Raw genomic sequence first — 23,946 nt, 5'->3', positions numbered from 1 at the left:
CACAACAACAGATAAGACATCGGAGACCAACTGTGGAGATCGCTCGACGCAACGAGGCGCGAACCGGGAAGCGCTGGGGCATCGTCGTGCTGCTCGCGCTCGGATTGATGATCGCCCACGCGGACCGCACGAGCATGTCCGCTGCGTTCGCGGACTACCATTTCGTGCGGGAATTCGGTCTCACGCATGTCGAGCGCGGCTGGCTCGGCTCGGCGATCTTCTGGTCCTACGGCCTGCTGCAATTGCCGATGGGCTGGCTGGTCGACCGTTATGGCGTGAAGTGGCCTTACTCGATCTGCTTCCTGTTGTGGTGTCTCGCGGCAGCCGCAACCGGTGTCACGACCACGCTCACGGGCCTGATTCTCATACGCCTGCTGATAGGCGTTGCCGAGGCGGTGGCGGTTCCCGCGACCTATCGGTATCTCGCGAACAACTTCGACGAAACCCGCAAAGGTACGGCCCTCGGTATCTACTCGATCGGCGGCAAGATGGGACCGGCGCTCGGCGCGCCGGTCGCAGCGTGGCTGATCGCGAACAGTTCGTGGAAGGCCATGTTCATCGTTACCGGTGCGGCCGGGTTGATCTGGCTGGTGCCGTGGCTTCTGATGCTCGACAACGATTTTCCGGGCAAGGCCGAACTTGCCGTTGCCAAACGTCGAGCGGCCTCGGTGCCGCTTGGCAATCTTCTGGCGAGCCCGGTGGTATGGGGCGGTCTCATCACCAATTTCTGCTACAGCTATTTCGCTTTCTACTGCATGACCTGGATGCCGGCCTATCTGGTCGAGCAACGCGGTCTGTCGCTGCGGCAGTCGGGGCTCTACACCTTTTTCAGCTTCGCCGGCATCGCCGTCGTGGCGGCGCTCGCGGGATGGGCGGCGGACCAGCTTATCGCGCGCGGCCGCGATGCCGTCGTCGTGCGCAAAGCGTTCATCGTCGCCGGGTTCATCGGCGGCACTACCGTTCTCCTCGGCGCATACACACGCTCGCCGCAGGCGGCGTTGTTCTGGAACATCGTGTCTCTTTCCCTTTTGGGGCTCGTCACCGCGAACAATCTGGCGCTAGTCAAGCTCACGCTGATTCCGAAGCAGGCGGTGGGTTTGAATACCGGCTTGCAACAGGTGGCGACCAGTCTTGCGGGTGGCGTCTCGGCCAGTCTGTCGGGCTGGCTGCTGCATGTCGGCGGTGACTACACGCTGCCCATGCTGGCCATTTTCGTGTTCCTGTTGCTCGGCGCGACCAGTACGGTGGTGTTGTTGCAGCGGAAGTGGGCGCCGAAAGTCGATGCGAGCGACATGGAAGCGCGGCTTAACGACGATGCGACGATTCAGACCTTGACGGGTGTCGGCATGCGGAACCCGGATGCTGCGGGCACTGAGCCGTAGATGCTCGATGATATCCGTCTCTTTTCATTCATTTCCGCGTGTGGGGGCGCAGGTGCATGGCTTGTGCCTTTGCGCCGCATCCGCTTTATGCCAAGAACAGTTTTCAAAAGCCACGCGCACGGCTGCGACGCGTTGGGCGGGAAGTCGTGATGAGCCAAATCAATGAAGAGTCGTCGCTGGCTTTAGAGGCGCATACCGGCGTGGCACCCTTGCTGCGGCATTCGTCGCTGACTCGCTTTCTGATCGCCCGCGTCGGTTCCATCACCGCCCAGCAGATGCTGCTGCTCGCGATTAGCTGGCATATGTACGACCTTACGTCGAGCGCGTGGTACCTCGGTCTCGTCGGCCTGTTCCAGTTCATTCCCGGGCTCGCCACGACGCTGGTCGCCGGGCATTGCGCCGATCGCATGCATCGCGGCCAGATCGTCGCGGTCTGTCTCGCGGCCCAGGCCGCCGTCGGAACGCTGCTTGCCTTCTCGACCCTGACGCATGTCGTGACCCGCGATCTGCTGCTCGGGCTCTCGCTCGTGCTCGGTGCGATCCGGCCGTTTCAGATGTCCGGTCAGCAGGCACTGTTGCCGATGCTGGTTCCGCAAACACTGCTGGCGCGATCGATGGCGCTCAGTACCGTGGTGCAGCAGGTGTGCGTCGTTGCCGGTCCCGCGTTGGGCGGCTTCCTGTTTGCGATCGGTGTCAATGCGCTCTATTTCACCTGCGCCGCGCTGTTCTGTGTGAGCGCGGTGTTGTACGCGCTGATACGTTATGACCATGTTGCGCCTGCGCGTGAGCCCGTGACGGCCGAGACCGTGCTCGCCGGCTTGCGCTTCGTGTGGAGCAACCCGTTGCTGCTCGGTGGCATTTCACTCGACCTGTTCGGTGTGCTGTTCGGCGGCGCCACCGCGCTGTTGCCCGTCTACGCAAAGGAGATTCTCCACGTCGGTCCACAAGGACTGGGGTTGCTGCGTTCCGCGCCTGCGGTGGGCGCGCTTGGTGTCGGGCTGATGCTGTCGAGGCGTGCCATTCGCAGTGGCGTCGGCAAGAAGTTGTTGATTGCCGTCGCAGTCTACGGAGGCGCTATCGTCGCGTTCGGAATTTCCCGTTCGTTTCCCGTTTCGCTGTTGTTGCTGGCGATCTCAGGCGGTGCCGATACGATCAGCGTGATCGTGCGCCAGACGCTCATTCAGCTCGAAACGCCGGACCGCATGCGTGGACGGGTCGCTGCGGTGAACACGCTTTTCATCGGTGCGAGCAATCAGCTTGGCGAATTCGAGTCTGGTGCGACAGCCGCGGCATTTGGCGTCGTCGGCTCGGTGGTACTCGGCGGATTCGCGACGATTCTCGTCAGTGCTGCATGGAGTCAACTGTTCAAGCCGCTGGCGCGCCGGGAGACGTTGCACTGACTCTGCGACGCGTTAACGTTTCGGTTAAGGCCTGCGCCTTTAACTTCAATAGACGGTAGCAGGCGTGCGGCCGATCATAAACATACCGTCGCGACTTTCCCAATGGATGAGAGTCGGATCGGGTCGTTTGGTGTTGGCGCACAAACGATTTTGCTGCAATAGCTTTGTGAATTTGCCAACACATTCGCGAAGCGCGGAGACACTCATGAGTGGTCAACTCGGTTCCCTTCGTGCCCTTATCGACGACTGGTTTGGAAATGGCGGACCGTTCAGGGTCACGCGACCAGGCCGCTCGACGAAGATGCCATGGCGAGCGGTACAAGTCGAAGTTTCGCGTTCGTCCGGAACGTTTGCGATTGTGTTCTTTCGCCACGACGATGGCTCCTGGTGTGTCTATCCGCCGCCGATCGTGCGGCCTGCGGTGAACTGGCTATGCGTCTAGTTGCTGCGATGCGCGTGCATCATGCCGAAGAACAATCACACTAACTGGTTCCAGGAAATCAACATGACAATCAATGGCGACATGCTTATCGGCTTTCAGGAAGTGCGCGGTGCCGAGGGTGAGCAGCGGGCGTTCAATCCCGCGACCCATTCGGAGATCGCGGAGCCGGTATTCGGCATGGGCGGCGCGGCGGAGGTCGATCGCGCGGCTTCGCTGGCCGCGGACGCTTTCGACCTTTATCGCAGCGCCCCGCTTGCGAAGCGCGCAGCTTTTCTCGAGGCCATTGCCGACAATATCCTGGCACTCGGGGACGAACTGATCGAACGCGCGCAAGCCGAAACGGGATTGCCCACCCAGCGGCTTCAAGGAGAGCGTGCACGCACGGTTGGTCAGTTGCGTCTGTTTGCCCAGGTCGTGCGCGACGGACACTTTCTCGGCGCCACCATCGATCGTGCGCAGCCCGCGCGTCAGCCTTTGCCGCGTGCGGATCTGCGCCTCGCAAAAGTGCCGCTCGGACCCGTCGCCGTATTTGGCGCGAGTAACTTCCCGCTCGCATTTTCGGTTGCGGGCGGCGACACGGCTTCCGCACTGGCCGCCGGTGCGCCTGTCATCGTGAAGGCGCACAGCGCGCATCTGGGGACTGCCAGGCTCGTAGGCGGAGCAATCCAGAAGGCCGTGAAGGAGCAGGGCCTGCCAGCGGGCACGTTCTCGCTGCTGTTCGGGTCCGGTCGCAAGCTGGGCGAAGCGCTCGTGTCGCATCCGGCGATCAAGGCGGTCGGCTTTACGGGCTCCCGGCGAGGCGGTATCGCACTGGTGCAGCTAGCGAACGTCCGCCCTGAGCCCATACCGGTATATGCGGAAATGAGCAGTATCAACCCGGTATTTCTGTTTCCCGCTGCGCTCGCGAACCGCGCCGAGGCAATCGGCAATGCATTTGCTGATTCTTTGACGATGGGTGCAGGTCAGTTCTGCACGAATCCGGGACTCGTTCTTGCCGTCGACGGCCCGGACCTCGAGCGCTTCATCAAGGCGGCTGGCGATGCATTGGCCGCCAGGCCGGCCCAGACCATGTTGACGCCGGGAATCTTCGATGCCTACTGCGCCGGGACGCAAATCGCCGGTACCGTACCGGGCGTGACGAAGGTAGCTCACGGCGAGCCCGCGGGCGAGCGCCCGAACGCCGCGCAGGCGATGCTCTATGTGACCGATGCGCAGCGCCTGCTCGCCTCGCCGGAACTCGAGGCGGAGATGTTCGGTCCGGCATCCGTCGTGATTCGCGCCCGCAATTTTGAAGAACTGGTCGAAATCGCAGAGCACGTTGAAGGGCAGCTTACCGTTACGTTGCAGATCGATGCGGCGGACGTGGCAGATGCCAGGCGGCTGTTGCCTACACTCGAACGCAAGGCTGGACGCATTCTCGCGAATGGCTTTCCGACGGGTGTGGAGGTTTGCCGTGCGATGGTTCATGGCGGACCCTATCCATCGACCTCGAATTCGATGTTTACGTCGGTTGGCGCGACGGCGATCGACCGCTTTCTCCGTCCCGTGTGCTATCAGGATCTGCCGGATATGTTGCTGCCGGATGCGCTGCAAGAGGCCAATCCTTCAGGCGTCTGGCGCATGGTGGATGGGGAACCGGCCGCACCGGCGCAATCGATGGATTCGGCGAACGCCGCAACGACGTAACGCGCAACCCGATCATCCCGCGGGAACGGACGATGGCTACACCGTCCAGTGTGCGGCCATCGTGTCGGAGCCGGATCGTCCCGCTTTCATTCCAACAGGCGCATCTGCCCGCGTGCCTCGAGTTGCTGCGACGCAGGAAGTTTGCTTTTTCGCCGCTTCCGTGGTCCTTGGCGTAGGCACGTGATCATGATCACTCGCGCCTCGTCTTCCGTGCAGGCAAAACCGTCAGGGCGCGTCACAGTGATCGTGTACTCTTCGCCAAGCTCGGTAGGCGCCTGCTGCGCTTTACCAGGCAGTTCGAGAAAGATCTTGGGCATAGGTTGGACGCCTTGGTTGGGATTGGCCTGCAGGGCGGCTACGCGCCGAGTGTCCACCGTCCGTTTGGACCGTTCAGTGCGGTTGCCAACTGTGCCGGCCAGCGCACTGACAGCGCGAGCGCTTTGCATCGCTGGGTCGTGCCGTTGATCAATGAGACGTCGTGTTCACCTCGGCAAGTGGCAATCGTGATACGTTAGCTGCCACAAGCAGCGATGGAGACCACCCATGCTGATTCCTCTGCTGTTACTTGCGGGGCTTCTATGGTGGATGTTCGCGGTCCATCCCGCCCGTTCCGTGATTGCCTCGGCCCTATACGTCATCGCATACGCGACGAGCACAGGCAATCCTGGCCTCGCGCAGGCTCAAACACAGCCGCCGTCGTTCGAGAGCTTCGCCGTCCCGGCCAGCAGCGCACCGCATGACGTCGCACCGGCGCAAGACGGCACCGTGTGGTACACCGCGCAGGCGCGGGGAGCGCTCGGGCGGCTCGACCCGCGCAGCGGCAAAATCGATACGATCGCGCTCGGCGCCGGATCGGCGCCACATGGCGTGATCGTCGGTCCCGATCGTGCGGCGTGGGTCACTGACGGCGGCCAGAACGCAATCGTCCGCATCGATCCGAAGACGCTTGCCGTCACGCGTTTTCCGCTGCCCAAAGACCGGCCAGACGCCAATCTGAACACCGCGGTGTTCGACAAACAGGGGCACCTGTGGTTTACCGGACAAAGTGGTATCTACGGTGAACTCGATCCGCAGCGAGCGCGCATGCGCGTCTTCGATGCACCACGCGGCGCCGGGCCCTACGGTATCTGCGTGACACGCTCAGGGGATCTGTATTTCGCGTCGCTGGCGGGGAATTACCTCGGTCGCATCGACCCGGCGACGGGCGCAGCGCAGGTCATCGAGCCACCAACGCCGCATCAGGGCGCGCGCCGCGTGTGGGCCGATTCCAGCGGGCGCGTCTGGGTCAGCGAGTGGAACGCCGGAAAAGTCGGCGTATTCGATCCCGCCACGCATCAATGGCGCGAATGGCGACTGCCCGGCAGCGATCCGCACGCGTACGCAATATTCGTCGACGATCGGGACATCGTCTGGCTCAGTGAATGGAGCGCTAACGCGCTGGTGCGCTTCGATCCGCGTGCCGAGCGCTTCGACGTGTTGCCGCTGCCGCGTGACCACGCAAACGTCCGCCAGATGATGGGCCGTCCGGGCGAAGTCTGGCTATCCGAATCCGCCACCGATCATCTGCTGCTCTACCGGTCGCGTGCAGCCGATGCGAGAGGGCAGTGACGACACACTGCACCGGGACCGGAATTGCGGTTCGCCGCGCCCGAGTGTGCGCGCTCGCTACAAAGATGGCTTAGAGCAGCTGCAGGGTTCGCGGATCGGCTTCTCCGCCGAAATACTTGCGCAAAGCTTCGACAAACACGTCGTTGTCGTTCGTGGCGCGCGCGAACAGGGTGATCGACGAGCGAAACTTGAGGTCATCCGGGTACCCGAAAATATCCTCGATGGAGCGGTCGCTGACGAGGTTGACCAGTTGCGTCGTTTCGCGCAGCCGTGGGCCGAGAATCGGGTGGCGCAGATAAGCTTGAGCTTCGGCCAGCGACGAAAGCGCGAAGCGCTGAGCCATTGCGCTGGCTCCGAGCCCCTCGATTTGGGGGAACACGAACCACATCCAGTGGCTTCGCTTGCGTCCATGCGTCAGTTCATCGCATACCTGGGCGTAGACCGGATCCTGTGCATCGAGGAAGCGCTGAAGGTCATAGGGATCGTCCATTTCTTACTCCGCTACAGATGTGAAAGCCTATCGTTGAACCACGATTTTCGCACCTGTTTCGCGGCGCGAGTGCGCGCGGTGCGAAAGAGTGCGGCTCGCGGCACTGGCGGACGAAGAATTCGTGATGTTCTCGCGCCAGGTGAGCCCTGTGTATTTCGGCAGCCTCGTGGCGTCCTGCCGCTCCAGCGGATTTTCTCCGCGCATCGTCCACGAGGTTCGCTCGGTGGCCTCTCAGGTCTTGTCGCGATAGTTGGCAGCAGGGGACTCAAGCAGAAAATGCGCAAGTAGTCGCGACGGTAGTCTCGATTCCGAATGCGCCGCTCCAGCAGATGAAGGCGAGTTCTACGCTGGATCTTTGGCCCGAACCGGCGACGGAAGAGACTTGAGTAGTCTCATGAGCCTTGCTTGCTGTAGCGGGGTCAACCCTCGTGTAGCGCTCAGCTGTTGAACGCGTGCGTGCCAATAAACGCCGCTGAACAAAGACTCCGCGGCACCGGCTGACAAGACCAGTTCGAGGTGGGAAATTGCATCCTCTGCAGTCACTGGCGTATAAGGGCTCTCTCTGTCTCCAGATCGTTTCCTGCTTGCCGTTTTCATCCACTTCTCTCAATGTGGTGACCGGATTGAATCCGGTCCGTGCGTCAGGCGTCGTCTTCCTCTGCAATTGCCTGAGGCGTGGCTATGTGGCCATGTGGTTACGTATGCGCCACGATGCAATCACTTTCGCGAGTCCGTTTGTTGCCACGACTGATGACGATTCAGATTTCGCAGCGTTCGTGCCCGCATTCGCTCCCGGCGATAGTGGCCAATGACCATCAACATTGCGATACCAAGAGCCGCGCCTCCGATAATCAGGCCTATCCAGGTTTCACTCATGACACGTTCCTCTCATCGAAGCGTTGGGATGTTGCGTGGGCGTCGCGCTACTGTTACTGCATGTGCTGGCCGCCGTTGATTGCAACATTGGCGCCGGTCACGAAGCCGGCATCGTCCGAACAGAGGTAAAGCACGAGCGCCGCCACTTCCTCGGGCTTGCCCAGACGCCCCATTGGGACATGCGGCAGGATCTTCGTATCGAGAATCTCCTGGGGAATCGCCGTGACCATCTTCGTCGCGAGGTAGCCCGGCGAAACCGTATTGACGGTTACCCCTTTGCGCGCCACTTCGAGCGCCAGCGATTTCGTGAAGCCGTGCATGCCGGCCTTGGCGGCGGCGTAGTTGGTTTGGCCGATCGAGCCTTTCGAGCCGTTGACGGACGAAATGTTGACGATGCGTCCCCAACCCCGTGCGACCATCTCTTCGCACAGCGGCTTCGTCATGTTGAAAACCGAATCAAGATTGGTGCGGATGACCGCGTCCCAGTTGACCTTGTTCATCTTCCGGAGCGTCATGTCCTCGGTGATTCCGGCGTTATTCACCAGAATGTCGACCGGGCCGACGTCAAACTGAATTCTGGCCGCACAGTGCTGGCATGAATCGTAGTCGGCCACATCGACCGGATACGCGAGAAATTTCCTGCCCTGTGTTTCCATGTTCGCGAGCCATTCACCTGCGCCGGTGTTGTTCGGCGAGTACGTGACTACCACCGCGTAACCTGCATCGTGCAGTTTCGTACTGATCGCTTCCCCCAGACCGCCCATACCGCCAGTCACTACAGCAATTCGTTTCGTCATTCTTTCCATCCGTGATGGTCATGTCTGCGAGGAACGTGAATAACCCAATGGCCGTCTCGCACAACGCGCTATTGATTTGGCACAACGTATTGCCGCGACCTGAATTGCATCAGGTCGTCCGACGAAAATGGTTCGGTTCGTTGTCTCTGCCGCAGCGAAATCGCACGCGTTGGTCCGCGGGTTGCGCACACGCTTGTCTGCTGACTATGTGAGACAGAAAACTTCGCTTCTGATGATGTCATTGGTACGACTAATTAATCAGAGGACACTGCGATCAGGATCGGCACCTCGCGCAAACACATTGCGCGATTTTGACGACTGCGGCGCAGCCGCCTGATCAAGCGACCAGACCATAGGTCGGATTTCCGCACGACAGTGCGCCACGCGCACGGCACTAGTTACCGGTAACAATTAAGAATGCGGATAAATCGTCTGCATTCCGTCTCTTGCGGTATGCGCACTGCGTCGAGGAGGTACCGTGAAGGTCGTAAATTCGACCGACGAGGCGATAGTAGTAGAAAAACTACATGTTTGCAACGACTTAAATGTAGTTTTTATACATTTATTAGCGAGTTAATTATTGCCGACGCATTGTTCAGGCTAGTGGGAGTTGTCGCTGTTTCGACAGGCTCGATGGCAACGCTTAGACCGGTCGCCAGTCCGGCATGGCGTTGGAGCAAGGCTTTGAGTTCAGGGCGCAGTCGGTCGCCGCCTTGGGCGGCGAGTGCGCAACCAGGACCGACGCTGCGGGCTGGCCGCTTCAAGGAAGATGCGGACTTCAACCCGGCTTGCCATCGGCTCGGGCGAGGACGAGCCACGCGGCGTACCGGACGCAATAGAGAACCAGCGCGGCCGCCCAGCATAGGCCGGACGCGTATATCCAGGCCATCGTGAGCTGCGGCCCGAGCCACGGGCCGAGTACCCGGATCAACGTCGCCAGAATGACGAGCCCGTAGCAGACGAGCTCGACCCGCCCGGCCACGAGTTCGCGTCCGGTATGTCCGCGCGCGGTGCGCGTGATCATCGCGATGATCGCGCATCCGATGACGCCGACCGTGAACGTATGAATCGCGACCGAATGCGGGGCAACGCCGAGCGCGGCGAGTGCCAGCATCACGAAGCCCGCCGGAATCCCCGCATAGGCGATATGCAGGATCAGGAGGATGGGGCGATAGCCGACGCGCCACGAACGCCATCCGCTGAGCCGCAGTCCATGAACGACCGCCGCCGCGGCGGACGCGGCAACGATTGCCGCCCATGGCGCACCGAGCGCGTCCAGCAGAAACGCGAGCAGCGTCGCCGGAATGACGGTCGCTTCGACGAATCGCCAGCGTCTCGCGCTAAAACCCGGAACCGCATTGGCGGTAAACGACGGAATGATGCGTCCGCCGATGATCGTCACGAACAGAACGAGCATCCCGACCGCGAGCCATGCACTGCGCAGCGCCCAGTCGCCGTGGCCGTGCATTGCCAACACATGGAAGAGGGCATTGAGAAGCGCGAGCAATCCGACCGCGACCGGCAGAAATACGTTGTGGCGATTCTTCGCCCTCAGGAGCACGCGCAACAGAACAAGCGCGACCACGGGCAGAAACGCCACGTCCACGACGACGCCGAGCGGGCCCGCGCCGAGCCACATCAGGATCCGGCCCGCAAGCCAAAGAACTAACAGTGCCGCGAGACCGGCGCCCTGCGCGGGATTCGTGCTGGTCCACGCGCGCACCGCCGTCAGCAAAAATCCCACGACGATTGCGGCGCCAAATCCAAAGATCATTTCGTGAACGTGCCACAGCGTTCCCGACATGTAGGACGTGGAGTCCAATAGCGGCCAACCAGCCAGCGCACCGAGCCAGAGCAGCATGGCAATACTGCCGAACAGAGCGCCGGCCAGATAGAACGGCCTGAATCCGAGCGCCCACAGGGCGATGCGAGGTGATGTGTCGACTTGATCTGATTCGATCCTGATGGTGCGCTTCATGACTGCTCCGACCGGCATCCAGGTGTTGATTCATCTTATACGCAGGACCTTTTCGCCACATGCGACGAATGTTCGCGCCAGGGGAGCCGGCTGGATGCCCGATGGCGCCAGGAAGAAGCCGCATCGACGCACCCGTCAGGCACGGTTAAACACGCGACGTCTGTCCCGACACCGAAAGCTGCCCATTGGCCTGGTTGACGTCGAAAATGCCTATTTCCGATCGGACGTTGATTCGCTCCGTTATTAGCGATACCTTTACATCTATCCTGGTCGTCGGGTCCTGGTCAACGAAGGGAGAACCGTTTCGTGAAGAGAACGTGGGCTTTCTTTTGCATCGTCGCATTGAGCGCGATCCTCGGCGGGTGCGGCAAGCAGGGATCGCAGAACGCCACTGAGGCGTCGGGCGCATCCGCGAGTTCGGCGCCGGTTCAGCCAGCACAGAGTGCGAGCGAGGCAACCGCCGCATCAGGCACGCAGGGAACCGGCGCGGTGGGCACGATCACCAAAACGCAATTGCCGGCGGAGGCAGCCGAAACACTCCGATTGATCAAAGCGGGCGGCCCTTTCCCGTTTAGCGATGACGGCGTCCTGTTTCGTAACAGTGCGGGTTTTCTGCCGAAGCATCCGCGCGGCTACTACCACACCTACACGGTTCGCACACCAGGTGCAACGGATCGCGGGCAGCGTCGGGTCGTATGTGGGGGGGCGCGCAAGCAGACCGGCGAGTGCTATTACACCGACGATTACTACGCCAGCTTCAAGCGCATTGCAGAATAGAGCAGCGATGAACTGCATCGGCGACGCATGGCGAATCGCCGAGCTGGACTCGATAACACAAAAACGCCCCGGACCTCCAATCAAGGAAACATCGGGGTGTCGTGTTTGCATGGACCGAGCCGCAACGGCTCGTTGAATCGCAGAGTCGACGGCAACCGTCAACGATCTCTTCTTCCATCGATCAGTCGAGCGATGCGATTCCAGAGGTGGGGAAACGCCACCTTCAAACGCATCAATCCGTCGACCAAAACGCTGAACGTTGATCACTTCATCCTGACCACCACGAAGTCAGTGGGAGATCCATCAATCAGAAAAACTGAAGGCAGCCATCAGAACTATGAGATTTTCCCGCCGTCTGGCTTCTGCGATAGTTGTTCTCAACCGTTGTGTTGAGTTTCCGTACCGCGCGTCGTCGACCAGGGAGAATCTGCATGCATCGTTTTGTGATCGTGGGAGGAGGGGCGGGTGGAATCGAACTCGCAACGAGGCTGGGCGATCGTTATGGCGGCCGGCGAAGAAGCGCGGCGCAACGTGCGTCCATTACGTTGATCGACCGCAACCCGACGCATATCTGGAAGCCCCTGCTGCACGAGGTCGCGGCGGGAAGCCTGGATCCGTTCGCACAGGAATTGGCGTATGCCGCGCAAGCCCAGTGGCACGGCTTCCAGTTCATCCAGGGCGAACTCGTTGGACTGGATCGCGACTCGCGGCACGTGCTGCTGTCGCCGTTGCTCGATGACGATGGAACCGAACTGGTACCTCCGCGCCGGATCGAGTACGACTCGTTGATTCTTGCCATCGGTAGTACAACGCACTACTTCGGCGTGCCGGGCGCGGCGGAAAACTCGCTGGCGCTCGATAACGTCGCCCAAGCGGAACGCTTCAGAAAACGCCTGATTGCGGCTTGCATTCGCGCCGAACAACAGCGAGACGCCGGTGAACAGAACGCTGATGGAGTGCCCGCCGATCGCACGCCTCGCGTCCAGGTCGCGATCGTGGGTGGGGGCGCTACTGGCGTGGAATTGTCCGCCGAATTGCGCAATACGGCGAAGGTACTTTCATCATACGGCTTGCATCGACTCGACCCGACACACGACGTCGGGATCGTGCTCATTGAAGCAGGGCCGCGGATTCTGCCGGCGTTGAAAGAGCGCGTGTCCACCGCAGCTGCCGGATTGCTGGGCAAACTCAACGTCAAGTTGATGCTCAACGAGCGGGTCGCGGAAGTCACGCCCGGACTGATCCGCACGAAAAACGGCAACACGGTACGTGCCGATCTCACTGTGTGGGCCGCGGGCATCAAGGCACCTGCGGTGCTATCTACGCTCGATGGGCTGACAGTCAATCATCTGGGACAACTCAGTGTGCGTCGCACGCTCCAAACGGATCTCGACGACCATATATTCGCGTTCGGCGATTGCGCGGCCTGCCCATGGTTAGGTTATGAGCGCAATGTTCCACCGCGCGCTCAGGCGGCTCATCAGCAGGCATCTTTTCTGGTCAAGGCACTTGCGCGACGCATCGACGGGCAAAAGCTTCCGGAGTTTGCCTATCGCGATCTCGGCTCGCTCGTGTCGCTCGGGCACGCCGATGCGGTGGGGAGTCTGATGGGAGGTCTCATCGGCGGCAGCATGCTGGTGGACGGACTGCTTGCTCGTTTCATGTACCTGTCGCTGTATCGGATGCATGTTGCAGCGCTGCATGGCTATGCACGCATGATCGTCAATACGCTCGCGCATCGGCTTCGTCGAAGCACGGCGCCGCACGTCAAGCTGCACTGAGCAACAGTTCGTTGTAAATGGCCAGAAGCGTCTGGCCGCGACAAGTAAATCAACCGGTTATAAGCACCAGGAAGACGGAGAGGACACCATGAAGAATTTCAACCTATCGCCGGTCAGTATCGACTCGAGCATTGGCGACAAGAGCGCTCGAAACGCCAAGGATGGCTCTGAAAATCGATCTCGATCGATATATAGATCGTTTCTTGCATCGACCGCATCGACGATCGCCTCGAATGTGCCGGAGAGACCGGACGTGTCGTCTGCCGCTGTCCTTGGCTACAACTGACACGCGTTCGAATTTCCGCCATTGGCTCGAGGTCCACACTCGACATTGGCTGAATGGCTGCGCTATAGTGGGTTTTATGGATACGAAACCGACCTCGCTGAAACTGCATCGTTGGTGGCACGCCTGAATCAGGCGGCCCGTTTCCCCACGCATATCGCAAACGTGATGCCGCCAGTCCTGGCGGCATTTCTGTTTCTGCGCGCTGACGACTGGTGCCATCGAAAATCTGAGGCTCCAGTCCATGAAGAACGCAAACCGTCCCACCATCCTGACCGGCGACCGAACCACCGGGCCGCTTCATCTCGGCCACTATATCGGTTCGCTGCGCGCGAGGGTTCAGCTTCAGCATGAAGCTCAGCAGTTCCTCCTTCTCGCGGACACACAGGCATTGACCGACAACGTCGGCCGGCATCAGAAAGTAACCGGGAATGTTATTGAAGTAGCGCTCGATTACCTTGCTGTCGGTATCGACCCGGCGAAGTCGACCATCCTCATACAGTCGCAGGTGCCGGAATTGGCGGAGCTGTCGCAGTACCTGCTCAATCTCGTGTCGGTCGCGCGTCTCGAGCGCAACCCCACGATCAAGGAGGAAATTCGCCTGCGGGGCTTCGAGCGTGACATCCCCGCCGGCTTCCTGACGTACCCGGTCAGTCAGGCCGCTGATATCACCGCGTTCAAGGCGACGCATGTGCCAGTAGGCGATGACCAGCTACCGATGATCGAGCAGACCAACGAATTGGTGCGTCGCTTCAACAACACCGTCGACCGATCAGTATTGATCGAATGCGAGGCAGTGCTGTCGCAGGTCACTCGATTGCCCGGCATCGACGGCAAAGCCAAGATGAGCAAATCCCTCGGGAATGCCATCACGTTGGGCGCTACTGAGGACGAAATTTCGAAGGCGGTCAACAACATGTATACCGATGCGAACCACTTGCGAGTCAGCGATCCGGGTCAGGTGGCGGGTAACGTCGTATTTGTGTTCCTCGATGCGTTCGAGCCGGACGTACAGAAGGTGGATGAGCTCAAATCGCATTATCGTCGCGGGGGACTGGGTGATAGCGTGGTCAAACGGGTGCTGAACGAGCGACTCCAGGCGCTTATCGAACCGATTCGCACGCGCCGTCGCGAACTGGAGGCAGACCGGGGCGAGGTACTCGCGATCCTGCGTCGCGGTACGATGCGCGCGCGGGAGGTAGCCGGAGAAACGCTGTCAGAGGTCAAAAGCGCGCTGGGCTTGAGCTACTTCCAGAACTGAAGCAGTGCAGAACAGATGCATAACCTACCTTGCCATCAGTCGATCACCTGGATTGGCCACGGCTTCATCGCACCACCCGGATCCGGTTCAATCCGATGTTCCGCTTTGTTTGCTTAGCCATTCGCAAAGGCTACGCAACTCGGGCTGCTCCGCGCGTGCCTTAAGCACGCAGCACGCGAACGATGCTCCGCAGGCAACAAACCCAAAGGGCGCCAGCAAGCGCTGACTCTCGATCTCTCTTGCCACCAGCATGGATGGCGCGACAGCGATACCAAGCCCGGCGGCGGCAGCTTCCAGCATCAGTGGCAGGTGATCGAACTGGCGGCCTTTGGCAAATGCCGGATCGTCCAGCCCCTGCGATTCCCCCCAGGTCGGCCATGCCCGTGGAGAGGATTTCGTGTGCAGCAGCGCAAGGCCGGCAACATCGAGCGGCCGCCGAAGGCCTGCGGCGAGGGACGGTATGCACACCGGGCCGACCCGATCCTCGAACAGCACGGTGGCGGCGATCGTGCGCGGCCAATCGCGCCCGCTGACGATCAGCGCATCGACACGCTGCTTGTCGAGCGCATCGAGTTCGCCGCAGGTATGCAGGTGCAAGCGGATTTCCGGATGAGCCGCCTCGAAGCTTGCCAGCCGAGGGATCAGCCAGTTGGCCAGGAAGCTGCCGGGCGCGCCGAGTACCAGTTCGGTTGCCCCAGCCGCACCGGCCAGGTCCGCACAGCAGCGTTCCAACTGGTCCAATGCCTGCCCCGCAGCCGCCTGAAGGCGCTCGCCGGCAGCCGTCAAGCGTACTCCGCCGGCGTGTCGCACGAAAAGCGAGCAGCCAAGCCAGTCTTCGAGCTGGCGGACCTGATGACTGACGGCGCTGTGGGTCACGCATAGCTCGGCCGCGGCGGCCGAGAGGTTCAGGCTGCGTGCGGCGACGTCGAAGAAACGCACGGCATTGAGAGATGGCAGACGGCGCACGGCTGTTCCTAGGTATGAATTTTTTTTACATCTTACTGCAAGAAATCCTCGCTTTTTAGAGGGGCTATGGCTTGTTACGCTGCAAAAAAATTTTGAAAAGGAGCGCAGCGATGATTACGCCCGGAAGTCCCTATACAACTGAAGGTCCCGATGCCTTTGGCCAGTTTGGCCGCTTCGGCGGCGCCTACATGCCTGAAACGCTGATGCCGGCTCTGCACGAGTTGAGCAGCGTCCTCGCCGGGGCGATGGCGGACCCGGCATTCCGTGCCCGCTATGGTCAGATCCTCACCGATTTTGTAGGGCGGCCGAGCCCACTGTTTCTCGCCGAAAACCTGACGCGCGAACTGGGCGGTGCCCAGATCTTCCTCAAACGCGAAGACCTCAACCACACCGGCGCGCACAAGATCAACAACTGCGTCGGCCAGATTCTGCTCGCCGAGCGCATGGGCAAGCGTCGCATCATTGCCGAGACCGGTGCGGGTCAGCACGGCGTGGCGACCGCCACGGTATGCGCGCTGTTTCGCATGGAATGCGTGGTCTACATGGGGGCAGCGGACATTGCCCGGCAGGCGCCCAATGTGGCGCGCATGCGCCTGCTCGGTGCCGAGGTGCGCGCGGTCCATACCGGTACCGCGACGCTGAAGGACGCGATGAATGAAGCTTTGCGCGACTGGATCACCCATGTGGACGACACTTATTACATGCTCGGCACCGGTGCCGGTCCTCACCCTTACCCGCGGATGGTGCGCGACTTCCAGCGCATCATCGGAGAGGAGACTCGCGAGCAACTGTTGGCCCGTTGCGGCCGTCTGCCGGATGCCCTGGTGGCCTGTGTAGGGGGCGGCTCGAACTCGATCGGCTTGTTCCACCCATTTCTCGCCGAGCCTGCGGTGCGCTGCTACGGCGTGGAAGCCGGCGGACTGGGGCTGGCCAGCGGCAAACACGCCGCCTGCCTGTCCGGCGGACGCCCCGGCGTACTGCACGGCAACCTGACCTATCTGCTGCAAGACGACGATGGCCAGATCGACGACGCCCATTCCGTGTCGGCCGGACTGGACTACCCCGGCGTCGGCCCCGAGCACGCGCAACTCCTCGAGACCAACCGCGTGCAGTACATGGTGGCGACCGACGACGAAGCATTGGCCGCCTTCCACTGGCTGGCGCGTGGCGAGGGCATTCTGCCGGCGCTGGAGAGTGCGCATGCGCTGGCTTTCGCCCGCCGGCTGGTTCCGACCATGACGCCGGAACAGATCGTCGTCGTCGGTCTCAGTGGCCGTGGCGACAAGGATTTGGCCACTATCCTCCACCATCAGGGAGAAACCGTATGAGCCGACTCGACGACACTCTAGCTCGCCTGCGCGAACAAGGCCGCAGCGGACTGGTCTGCTACTTCACCGCCGGCGACCCGGACTATTCCACCAGCCTGGCCTTGCTCCGCAGTCTCGGCGCAGCGGGGGCCGACATCATCGAGCTCGGTCTGCCGTTCAGCGATCCAGTGGCCGATGGCCCGAGCATCCAGGCCGCACACTTGCGCGCCCGTGCCGGAGGGCAGACTGTCGCGCGTACGCTGGAACTCGTTACGGCCTTGCGTGAAACCGATGTTTCTACACCCGTGGTTCTGATGGGTTACCTCAACCCGGTGATGCAGTACGGAGTGGAGCGTTTCATGTCTGACGCCGTGCGCGTCGGAGCCGATGCGCTGCTGGTGGTCGACCTGCCGGTGGAGCACGCCGCACCGTACCGGAAAACCGCCCGTGCCGCCGGCCTCCACCTTATCGCCATGACCGCCCCGACCAGCGACGACGCGCGCCTTGCCGAGGTGCTGTACGAAGCGAGCGGATTCGTCTATCACACGGCTCTCACCGGAACCACGGGAGCCATGCGTTGTGTTCCCGCCGAAGTCAGCAAGGCCATCACGCGCGTGCGTCGCCATACGACACTGCCAGTCGCGGCTGGTTTTGGCATCCGGGATACGGCTCAAGCGCGGGCACTCGCAGGTACTGCCGATTTGATCGTCGTTGGGTCGCAACTCATCGAACTGCTCGCGTCCAAAGGAGTGGAGGAGGTCAGGCAGGCTGTACGCCGCTATGCAGAGTCTCTGGCAAATAGATCCAGTAGCGCCGATTAGATGCGGTTGAGTCGTTGCTACGACGAGAGGCAGATGGCATTCCGCGCCGTTCAACACGACAGGTTGAAACTCGGGAGTGCGACCCCCTTTATTTTCGCCATATAGACGGGATTGTCGAATTGTTTCAGATCGACGACGTAAATCACTAAAAATGACAACGGCGAATTCGCGAGTTGCGATCAAAGGCGAACGTATCGACATTAATTTTTCTCTTTATTGTCATATTTTCGAAATAAAGCGATTAATCGCAGAAAAACAACGCTATTCAGGATGAATGGCTGATTTTCCGACGACTGTGTATGAAATCGCACATACCGAGAATTAAATCTAAATAAATCTTGAGCGCCGTTGGGTTGCGTAATTGCTGAAATTCCAAAACATTGAAAATAAGTTAGAAAAGAAATTGTCAATTAAACGAAAGGTATGTGGGGGCACTCCGTGATGGTAAATTTGCCTGCAAGGCGAAGGAAAACATGAAAAAGTTGCTCCCTGGTCTGGATGTGTTGCGTTTTCTGCTGGCCTGCTATTTGGTTTTTTACCATACGCTCTCTGAGTACCCGGCAGCCGACAAACTGCCGTTCTCTCAGGTATTCAAATTCGGTGGCGGTGCAACCAGTACCTTTTTCATATTATCTGGTTTTATTTTGTCACATGTTTACGTCGGAACAAGGCGTGGCGAAAGAATCGACTCATCGAAATTTTTTATAAACCGATTCACCAACCTTTATCCTATTCACATTATTACGTTATTGCTATCGATTGCGTTGATGGCTCTCGCGTCGCATCCCTATGACGTTGCGCTCAGTACGCTTGATTCCGCACCTGAGCTGATGCACACCATGAGCAGGACGGAAGTCGGCGTCAATCTGATTTTGCAAGTTCTTTTACTTCAGGCGTGGAATCCTCTTTATCTGGGGTTCAACATTCCGGCCTGGTCCTTGTCGACGCTGCTGTTCTTCTATTTGTTCTTTCCGTTCCTTGCGCCCCGCCTGATCTCCATGCGGCGCAAGTGGACGATGCTAACGGCGCTATGGGCTGCCTGCCTGCTCCCCCCGCTTGTCGTCGTTGCGAACGGCTGGTACGGAGTGTGGGCCATTGGGACGCTGCAGCGCAATCCGCTGCTGCGTCTTCCCGAATTTCTGGCGGGCATCGTCGCATACGGCATCTTCTCCGGACACGCAGAGCAAATCGAGAGATTCGTTGCCCGCCACTGGCGCATCGTGATGCTCACGCTAGCTGCATTTTTCGTCGGCACCGCCTACCTGTTCGCGGAGGGGCTCCCGGCCGCGGAGGTTCTCCTGCACAACGGTGCAATTCTGCCGGCGCAAATCGCGCTGATAGTCGTTTGCGCCAGCTTGCTACAAGATGCATCACCGCCTATTGCCGAATGGTTCCGGCGGCTCGGGAATGCCGCGTTGTCCATTTTCGCCCTGCAAATACCGTTTTTTATTCTATTTCGCAAAGCTCAGGAGGCGTTGGGCATTCCATATCCTCTTCAGTCCTGCTTCCATCGATTTCATTTATGCGCCAGCGCGGCCAGTCAGGTGCCGATGCATCTTTCTGCGTATCCCATCTATCTCGTCATGGTTCTGATTGGGTCGGTGCTTTTTCAGGAGAAGATCATCGCTCCTCTCCGACAACCCTTGCGCCGGACATTGACGCGGCAGGGTCGCTCGCCTGTTAAGGCGCACCTGCCCTCGAGTCCAGAGCCAAAGAGGGCGCAAATGGCTGCGCCCGGTGCTCTCGATGATGCCGTGTCCAAGCCATGACAACTGCGCCGCGCAGCCTTGCAGCCGAAGGGTCGCCACAACGCTGATGCGCGGATCAGCGGCCAGGCCGGGCATGGTCGTCGGCCCCGATGCTCTCGGTGCCGACGGCGAGCATCACCCCCATCACGCTGCCAGCGCGTCGCCGCGATAAAACGGATAGTCGGTATAGCCGATTTTCGTGCCACCGAAGAACGTCGGGCGATCGTACGGATTGAGCGGCAAACCCTTGCGCAAACGTTCGGGCAGATCCGGATTGGCGATGAAGTCGCGGCCGAAGGCAACGAGATCCGCATCGCCGGCTTGCAGGATGGCTTCGGCCGTGTCGCGCTTGAACCCGCCCGCCGCGATGATCACGCCGTGATAGTGCTGGCGAATCAGCTGCGCGGCGACGGGGTTCGGGTCTTTCGAATCGTCGTCGACGTTGCCAAGCACACGCGGTTCGATCAGATGCAGATACGCGAGATTCATCGCATCGAGTTGCTCGGCTACGAAAGTAAAAAGGCCTTCCGGGTCGCTATCCGACATGTCGCCCCAACTGCCGCTCGGGCCGAAGCGTACGGCAACACGGTCGCTGCCCCACACCGAGATCACGGCTTCGGTCACTTCGATCAGGAAACGCGCGCGATTTTCGAACGAGCCGCCGTAGATGTCCGAGCGCTTGTTGCTGCCGTCTTGCAGGAACTGATCGAACAGATAGCCATTGGCCGCGTGCAGTTCGACGCCGTCGAAGCCGGCCGCCTTGCCGCGCAGCGCGGCGCGGCGAAAGCTTTCGACGAGACCGGCGATTTCCGGCAAGCTCAGCGCGCGGCTCGGTGTGTTGGGGATCCAGCCTGCTTCCGTATAGGCCACGCCGCCGTGCGGCACGGCGGAGGGGGCGACCGGCTGCGCACCGTCAGGCTGCAACTGACTGTGCGACTGGCGTCCCGCGTGATACAGCTGAAGGAAGATGCGGCCGCCTTTGGCATGCACGGCATCGGTCACCTGCTTCCAGCCTTCGATCTGGCTGTCGTCGTAGAGCCCGGGCGCCCCGAGGTAGCCGTTGCCGTTGGGTGCCGCGATCGTGGCTTCGCTGATCAGCAAACCGCCTTTCGAGGTGCGCTGCGCGTAGTACTCGGCCATCAGCGGGCCGGGTCGCGCGCCTTCCTCGGCGCGCATGCGCGTGAGCGGCGCCAACACGACGCGATGGGCGATTTCGAAAGGTCCGACCTGGATGGGTGAATGAAGTTTGGACATGATTCTCTCCGGTTCAAGTGGCCATCGATGGCAATCGACGGCGGTGTCAATACTTGAAGAGAGTGTAAGAACCGATCCATAGAAGAAAAATGGGCCAGGGTTCCGAATATATCGGACAGAAATGTCCTAAATTGAAAGTGTCGTGTCGACATCGTGCTTGCGCCGCGGGTCCGGCGAGCCAGCCCACCAACCGTGCGGAGAAATGCTGATGGATAGCTTTGGCGGTATTTCTCTTTTCGTGCAGGTCGCCGATACACGCAGCTTCACCGAGACGGGACGCCAACTCGGTCTGTCGTCGTCGGCCGTTGGCAAGAGCATCGCGCGGATGGAAGAGCGCCTCGGCGTGCGGCTTTTTCATCGCAGCACGCGCAGCATTACGCTGACGGCGGAAGGCGCGCTGTTTCTCGAGCGATGCCGTCGCATTCTCGGGGAAATCGAGGCCGCCGAAGCGGAACTCTCCGGTGCCGCCGGGAGCCCGCGCGGCCGCCTGCGGATCAGCACGCCGCAATTGTCGGGGCTCATCATGCCGGCGCTGGACGGCTTTATGGCGCAGTACCCGGACATCGAAGTCGACGTCGATCTGTCGGATCGCATGGTGGACATTATCGAAGAGGGCTTCGATGCCGTCATTCGCACGGGCGAGCAGCACGACTCGCGGCTGGTGTCACGTCGACTGGGCTCGTGCGGCCAGGTACTGGTCGGCTCGCCCGGCTATCTCGAGCGGCACGGCACACCCGCGCATCCGTCCGAACTCGCTGCTCACGCCTGCCTGCTGCATAAATTTCCCGCCACGGGCAAGCTGGAGCGCTGGCCATTCCGGCTTGGGGCATCCGAAGCTCAGCCGGAATTACCTCAGACCTTCTCGGCCAATACCATCGAAGTGCTGGCCTTCCTCGCGCTTCAGGACAAGGGTCTCGCGTTCCTGCCGACATTCATCGTGCGCGATGCGCTGTCGAGCGGCGCCTTGCGGATCGTGCTCAACGACTATATCGAACAGACCGTGACCTTCTGGATCCTGTGGCCCGCAAGCCGTTACGCCGCGCCCAAGCTAAGGGTGTTCATCGACTACATCAGCCGCAACTTGCGGATCTGACGCCGGCTTCCAATGCGCCACGCGATTTCGGACGAGGATGTCCTGAATGTTCGGAACCGCTGCGTGTTTATCTTCAATGGTGCGCGCCTTAGTATGGGGCCTGTCGCTGCCACCGCCGCATATCAGCTTTCAAGGCGACGGTACGTGCTGCATCGTCGATGAGGTCCACTGGAGAGAAACATGTCCGAGCATCCTGTCGTTCTGATCACCGGCGCGCTGACCGGTATCGGCCGCGCTACCGCGCTGGCCTTTGCCCAGGAGCGGGCGCATATCGTCGTGTCCGGGCGGCGCGTCGAAGAAGGCCGGCAATTGGCCTCCGAACTGCGCGCGCTTGGATCGGAGGCTGAGTTCGTTCAGGCCGACGTCCGCTTCGAAGATTCGGTTCGTAACCTCATCGAGCGCACCGTCGAACGGTTCGGCAGGCTCGACGTGGCGGTCAACTCGGCCGGTACCGAGGGCGAGCCCGCGCCCGTCACGGAACTGACGCCTGAGCGCTATGTGGCCGTCTTCGATACCAATGTGCTGGGCACCATGCTCAGCATGAAACACGAGATGCGCGTGATGCTGGCGCAGGGGAGCGGCAGCATCGTCAATATCTCGTCGACGATGGGATCGCGTGGCGCGCCCAACGTCTCGCTGTATGCGGCAAGCAAGCACGCAGTCGAGGGACTGACCAAGTCCGCCGCGATCGAAGGCGCCGCCTCGGGCGTGCGCGTCAACGCCATCGCTCCGGGGCCGGTCGAGACCGCCATGCTCGCAAGGCTGACCGGCAACGAGGAACGCAAAACCGCGTTTCTCGCGAGCGTGCCGCTCAAACGGGCGGGGACGCCGGAAGAAATCGCCGACGCGATCGTCTTCATCGCGTCGGCGAAGGCGAGCTTCATCACCGGTGAGATTCTGAAAATAAACGGCGGGAAAACGGCATCGTGAAATGCGCCGTCAACCAGGCAAACGAGCTCCACACCATTCAAACCTGTCACATCGTTACCCACGAGGTGCCCCATGTCCGATCTGGTCTTCGAGACCCTTCCTCTCCCGCTGAAAAGCATTGCGACACAACCGTTGTTCGTCATGAGGCTCGACGTCAAGCCGATCGTGGTGGTCGGCCAAACGCCGGGACCGTTTCGCCGGGTCGGCATTGTTCCTTCGGGGACATTCGCGGGTGATCGATTGTCCGGAACCGTCCTCGATGGCGGCAGTGACTGGCAAGCCGTACGGGACGACGGCAGCACGACGCTCGATGTGCGTCTTCTGCTCAAGACGGATGATGACGTGACGATTGCGATGTCCTACCGCGGTGTTCGCCACGGTCCCGCCGAACTGATACAGCGGCTCGAACGAGGAGAGGTGATCGATCCATCGAGCTATTACTTTCGCATCGCCCCGATTTTCGAAGCGCCGGCCGGACGATATGAATGGCTCAATCGCATCATTGCCGTGGGAACGGGGCACCGCTTCGAAAATGGACCCGTGTATAGCGTGTTCGAGGTTTTGTGAGTGGCCGTCGACAGACGGACGCCGGTCTGCCTCGATCACGGCCATTTGGCGGAGCGCGCAATAAACTACTCAGTCACGGGATCGTGACAACAGACGCAAATCTTGTTTCCCTCCGGGTCACGGAAATACGCCCCGTAATAGTTCGGATGGTAGTGTGCTCGCAAGCCTGGAGGGCCTTCACAAGAACCTGAGTTCGCCAGCGCGCGGGCGTACGCGTTGTCGACCGAACGACGATCAGGCGCAAGCAAGGCCACCATCTGACCGTGTCCGTGTTCTGCTGCGTTGCCATCATATGGTTTGCCGATAAGGAAGAGCGGACGCGGCATCCCCTCGGCCATCCAACCTGCCCATGGTTTATCTGGCTCGCAAAACTTCAGTTTATGTCCTAACTCGTTCATGACGACCGAATAGAAATTCAACGCACGGTCAAAGTCATTAACCCCAACGAAAACATGCGAAATCATCCTGACGTGTTCCTGTTCGAGTGTTGATGTCTTTG

The 23,946-nt window shown here is 60.6% G+C and carries 21 protein-coding genes and 1 pseudogene; 15 read left to right on the top strand and 7 right to left on the bottom strand.

Annotated features, from left to right (window positions below; translation table 11 throughout):
• Positions 1 to 32 precede the first annotated feature (32 nt).
• The 3 genes from L0U84_RS35115 to L0U84_RS35105 all read left to right on the top strand — a co-directional run bounded on the left by L0U84_RS35115 (position 33) and on the right by L0U84_RS35105 (position 4,910).
• Positions 33 to 1,382 (top strand): MFS transporter, encoded by a 1,350-nt coding sequence (locus L0U84_RS35115; RefSeq protein ID WP_233857195.1) that lies wholly within the window; start codon positions 33 to 35, stop codon positions 1,380 to 1,382.
• A 149-nt stretch (positions 1,383 to 1,531) separates the two neighbouring features.
• A complete protein-coding gene (locus tag L0U84_RS35110; protein WP_233857193.1) occupies positions 1,532 to 2,782 on the top strand; it encodes an MFS transporter in 1,251 nt (416 codons plus the stop codon).
• A gap of 505 nt (positions 2,783 to 3,287) precedes the next feature.
• Positions 3,288 to 4,910 (top strand): aldehyde dehydrogenase (NADP(+)), encoded by a 1,623-nt coding sequence (locus tag L0U84_RS35105; RefSeq protein WP_233857191.1) that lies wholly within the window; start codon positions 3,288 to 3,290, stop codon positions 4,908 to 4,910.
• An 86-nt stretch (positions 4,911 to 4,996) separates the two neighbouring features.
• Here L0U84_RS35105 and L0U84_RS35100 read toward each other — a convergent pair whose 3' ends face one another.
• The gene (locus tag L0U84_RS35100) at positions 4,997 to 5,227 is read right to left on the bottom strand and encodes a hypothetical protein (RefSeq protein WP_233857189.1); all 231 of its coding nucleotides are present in this window, start codon (positions 5,225 to 5,227) and stop codon (positions 4,997 to 4,999) included.
• Between the two features lie 226 nt (positions 5,228 to 5,453).
• Between L0U84_RS35100 and L0U84_RS35095 the strand changes: the two genes are divergently transcribed.
• Positions 5,454 to 6,518 carry a Vgb family protein gene (locus L0U84_RS35095; RefSeq protein ID WP_233857187.1) on the top strand — a complete coding sequence of 355 codons (1,065 nt, stop codon included), beginning with the start codon at positions 5,454 to 5,456 and terminating at the stop codon, positions 6,516 to 6,518.
• Between the two features lie 70 nt (positions 6,519 to 6,588).
• Here L0U84_RS35095 and L0U84_RS35090 read toward each other — a convergent pair whose 3' ends face one another.
• Positions 6,589 to 7,008 (bottom strand): DUF1810 domain-containing protein, encoded by a 420-nt coding sequence (locus L0U84_RS35090; protein ID WP_233857178.1) that lies wholly within the window; start codon positions 7,006 to 7,008, stop codon positions 6,589 to 6,591.
• A 73-nt stretch (positions 7,009 to 7,081) separates the two neighbouring features.
• Between L0U84_RS35090 and L0U84_RS35085 the strand changes: the two are divergent.
• A pseudogene (locus tag L0U84_RS35085) lies at positions 7,082 to 7,246 on the top strand (LysR family transcriptional regulator); the annotation flags it as partial.
• 691 nt (positions 7,247 to 7,937) lie between these two features.
• Here the strand turns inward: L0U84_RS35085 and phbB are convergent.
• Both phbB and L0U84_RS35070 read right to left on the bottom strand, forming a co-directional pair.
• A complete protein-coding gene (gene phbB / locus L0U84_RS35075; protein ID WP_233857174.1) occupies positions 7,938 to 8,681 on the bottom strand; it encodes an acetoacetyl-CoA reductase in 744 nt (247 codons plus the stop codon).
• A 778-nt stretch (positions 8,682 to 9,459) separates the two neighbouring features.
• Positions 9,460 to 10,659 carry an NnrS family protein gene (locus tag L0U84_RS35070; protein ID WP_233857172.1) on the bottom strand — a complete coding sequence of 400 codons (1,200 nt, stop codon included), beginning with the start codon at positions 10,657 to 10,659 and terminating at the stop codon, positions 9,460 to 9,462.
• Positions 10,660 to 10,965: 306 nt separating this feature from the next.
• Between L0U84_RS35070 and L0U84_RS35065 the strand changes: the two genes are divergently transcribed.
• The 4 genes from L0U84_RS35065 to trpS all read left to right on the top strand — a co-directional run bounded on the left by L0U84_RS35065 (position 10,966) and on the right by trpS (position 14,761).
• Positions 10,966 to 11,436: a ribonuclease gene (locus tag L0U84_RS35065; protein ID WP_233857170.1), complete on the top strand. Its 471-nt coding sequence runs from the start codon at positions 10,966 to 10,968 to the stop codon at positions 11,434 to 11,436.
• Between the two features lie 431 nt (positions 11,437 to 11,867).
• Entirely contained in the window at positions 11,868 to 13,217 is a 1,350-nt protein-coding gene (locus tag L0U84_RS35060) for an NAD(P)/FAD-dependent oxidoreductase (protein ID WP_233857168.1), read from the top strand.
• A gap of 88 nt (positions 13,218 to 13,305) precedes the next feature.
• A complete protein-coding gene (locus L0U84_RS35055) occupies positions 13,306 to 13,503 on the top strand; it encodes a hypothetical protein (protein ID WP_233857167.1) in 198 nt (65 codons plus the stop codon).
• 241 nt (positions 13,504 to 13,744) lie between these two features.
• Positions 13,745 to 14,761, top strand: coding sequence for a tryptophan--tRNA ligase (gene trpS / locus L0U84_RS35050; protein ID WP_233857165.1), 1,017 nt, complete (start codon positions 13,745 to 13,747; stop codon positions 14,759 to 14,761).
• A gap of 87 nt (positions 14,762 to 14,848) precedes the next feature.
• On the opposite strand, the gene L0U84_RS35045 is transcribed toward trpS, so the two are convergent.
• Positions 14,849 to 15,727 (bottom strand): LysR substrate-binding domain-containing protein, encoded by an 879-nt coding sequence (locus L0U84_RS35045; protein ID WP_233857163.1) that lies wholly within the window; start codon positions 15,725 to 15,727, stop codon positions 14,849 to 14,851.
• Between the two features lie 110 nt (positions 15,728 to 15,837).
• On the opposite strand from L0U84_RS35045, the gene trpB reads away from it, so the two are divergent.
• The 3 genes from trpB to L0U84_RS35030 all read left to right on the top strand — a co-directional run bounded on the left by trpB (position 15,838) and on the right by L0U84_RS35030 (position 19,624).
• On the top strand, positions 15,838 to 17,055 hold the full coding sequence (gene trpB / locus L0U84_RS35040; protein WP_233857161.1) for a tryptophan synthase subunit beta: 1,218 nt from the start codon (positions 15,838 to 15,840) through the stop codon (positions 17,053 to 17,055).
• The gene (gene trpA / locus L0U84_RS35035; protein ID WP_233857159.1) at positions 17,052 to 17,855 is read left to right on the top strand and encodes a tryptophan synthase subunit alpha; all 804 of its coding nucleotides are present in this window, start codon (positions 17,052 to 17,054) and stop codon (positions 17,853 to 17,855) included. The genes trpB and trpA overlap by 4 nt, the downstream gene beginning before the upstream one ends.
• A gap of 473 nt (positions 17,856 to 18,328) precedes the next feature.
• Entirely contained in the window at positions 18,329 to 19,624 is a 1,296-nt protein-coding gene (locus L0U84_RS35030) for an acyltransferase family protein (RefSeq protein WP_233857146.1), read from the top strand.
• A gap of 123 nt (positions 19,625 to 19,747) precedes the next feature.
• Here L0U84_RS35030 and L0U84_RS35025 read toward each other — a convergent pair whose 3' ends face one another.
• Positions 19,748 to 20,857: an alkene reductase gene (locus tag L0U84_RS35025; RefSeq protein WP_233857144.1), complete on the bottom strand. Its 1,110-nt coding sequence runs from the start codon at positions 20,855 to 20,857 to the stop codon at positions 19,748 to 19,750.
• A gap of 208 nt (positions 20,858 to 21,065) precedes the next feature.
• Here L0U84_RS35025 and L0U84_RS35020 point away from each other — a divergent pair, with 208 nt between their 5' ends.
• The 3 genes from L0U84_RS35020 to L0U84_RS35010 all read left to right on the top strand — a co-directional run bounded on the left by L0U84_RS35020 (position 21,066) and on the right by L0U84_RS35010 (position 23,447).
• Positions 21,066 to 21,950: a LysR family transcriptional regulator gene (locus L0U84_RS35020; protein WP_233857142.1), complete on the top strand. Its 885-nt coding sequence runs from the start codon at positions 21,066 to 21,068 to the stop codon at positions 21,948 to 21,950.
• 180 nt (positions 21,951 to 22,130) lie between these two features.
• Entirely contained in the window at positions 22,131 to 22,880 is a 750-nt protein-coding gene (locus L0U84_RS35015; protein ID WP_233857141.1) for an SDR family NAD(P)-dependent oxidoreductase, read from the top strand.
• Between the two features lie 72 nt (positions 22,881 to 22,952).
• A complete protein-coding gene (locus L0U84_RS35010) occupies positions 22,953 to 23,447 on the top strand; it encodes a DUF3237 domain-containing protein (protein ID WP_233857139.1) in 495 nt (164 codons plus the stop codon).
• A gap of 65 nt (positions 23,448 to 23,512) precedes the next feature.
• Here L0U84_RS35010 and L0U84_RS35005 read toward each other — a convergent pair whose 3' ends face one another.
• Positions 23,513 to 23,911 carry a VOC family protein gene (locus L0U84_RS35005; RefSeq protein ID WP_233857137.1) on the bottom strand — a complete coding sequence of 133 codons (399 nt, stop codon included), beginning with the start codon at positions 23,909 to 23,911 and terminating at the stop codon, positions 23,513 to 23,515.
• Positions 23,912 to 23,946: the final 35 nt, after the last annotated feature.

Source organism: Paraburkholderia sp. HD33-4, assembly GCF_021390635.1.
Taxonomy (GTDB): domain Bacteria; phylum Pseudomonadota; class Gammaproteobacteria; order Burkholderiales; family Burkholderiaceae; genus Paraburkholderia.
Note: the sequence above shows the minus strand (reverse complement) of the source record. Positions and strands in the feature narration are given on the sequence as shown.